Here is a 1,359-nt window from a genome sequence, read left to right as displayed (position 1 = left end):
GAGCACAGGAAATTCAAACACCCTCTGCGTAGGCCGCGTCGCGAGCGCCGATGCGAGCCAGTCGAACGGGCTCCTTGGCATCCAGCAATACGGCGAGATCCGGTTCGAGCGCGCGGGACCAGTCGACTTTCGGGGGAGGTCCGTCTATCAGCACCGAGTGGCTGGCAATGGTTCGGTACACATAGCTCTCGAGCACGACATTTCGCCCCGCAAGCAAATCAGGCTCGATACGGGCACGGATGGCGTACTGCAGGGCCAGCCAGAAGCCCATGTGATCGGCTGCCGTGGCGTGAACGTCGATCGTGTCCAGCAATCCGGTCAGATCGGGGGTGATCGTAGCTTCCTTGATCCAGCCTGGCAGCGAGGCAAACCGAGCCGCGAGAGTCGACTTGCCCGCTCCGCTGATGCCTTCCAGCACCAGGAACACACCGCGTTGAGTCTGCGTCATCGGGCCGATGTGCCCATCGGACGCAGGTCACTGTCGACCGTCGAGGCGATGGCCTGCAGCAGCGGTATCAGGTAGTCGACACGTGGCCGGTCATCCAATGCTGAAAAGTCCGCCACGTCAACGGGCCGTACACCGACCAGCCGGGCGAACTCGCGCTCGGACTCCGGAAGCTGGGCATGGCGCTGCTGCACACCGGCGAGACTCATCGGAACCTGGACAACGTGGATGAGCCCGAGAAAGTCATTGCGGCCACCGGTCTTGATGAAGGTGGGACGTTGCAGCGACAAAGCGAGTGCTGGTGCTTCCATGGAGAGGTTCAGCTCCTCGGAGATCTCCGTTGCAATGTTGCGCCGGATGTCCACCATGTCACCTGCAACGTCGGCCAAAGAAAGTCCGCCGCCAGCGCACTGCAACTGCCGCGGCGTAGACGTCCAAGGGGCCATCTCGCCGAAGACTGCGAATCCATCTGTGGTGAGCAGCAGCGCCGAAGTGTAAGCAACGCGGCAGGGTGTGACCGAGGCCCCCGGGTTGTCCAGCGTGTACAGGTAGTGCGCATAGTCGCTGAGGCCGAAATGCAGGTCGACGTGGCGCTGCCCGACCTCAAGATGGCGCAGCCAGAGCACGGAGCCACGAACCAGCCGTGGATTTGCCTGTAGGCGCGACATCCAGTGCGCTTCGATCGTGTCCACCGCCTCCGCATCGAGAGCCGGTGCAGCGCCGTCGAAGCGACCGCACAGCGGCAAATCACAGTTCCTCAGATGAACCGCACTTCCCATTACAGCTCGGCCCCAGCCTGCATCAGTACCGACTCGAGTGCACCCAGCGCATCGCCGGCCGCGCGACGGCAGTGGTAGTCACCTTCCTGCGGAGCCTCGAGCGAATACCTGATGCGGTTGCCGGCGTTGTCTACA

Annotated in this window: 2 protein-coding genes; both read right to left on the bottom strand. The window is 63.0% G+C overall.

Translation table 11 applies throughout. The features are described 5' to 3' along the window. Positions 1–13 precede the first annotated feature (13 nt). Positions 14–448 carry a hypothetical protein gene (locus tag ACOVRJ_RS01510; protein ID WP_422042143.1) on the bottom strand — a complete coding sequence of 145 codons (435 nt, stop codon included), beginning with the start codon at positions 446–448 and terminating at the stop codon, positions 14–16. Beyond that, positions 445–1,224, bottom strand: a complete 780-nt coding sequence (locus tag ACOVRJ_RS01505) for a hypothetical protein (RefSeq protein WP_422042142.1) — start codon at positions 1,222–1,224, stop codon at positions 445–447. The genes ACOVRJ_RS01510 and ACOVRJ_RS01505 overlap by 4 nt, the downstream gene beginning before the upstream one ends. Positions 1,225–1,359: the final 135 nt, after the last annotated feature.

It is taken from the genome of Roseateles sp. (assembly GCF_049240545.1).
GTDB lineage: Bacteria > Pseudomonadota > Gammaproteobacteria > Burkholderiales > Burkholderiaceae_C > Paucibacter_A.
Note: the sequence above shows the minus strand (reverse complement) of the source record. Positions and strands in the feature narration are given on the sequence as shown.

Bases quoted from the DNA above. Each gene is read 5' to 3' on its own strand.
- ACOVRJ_RS01510 (WP_422042143.1), bottom strand. From the start codon at position 448: ATGACGCAGACTCAACGCGGTGTGTTCCTGGTGCTGGAAGGCATCAGC.
- ACOVRJ_RS01505 (WP_422042142.1), bottom strand. From the start codon at position 1,224: ATGGGAAGTGCGGTTCATCTGAGGAACTGTGATTTGCCGCTGTGCGGT.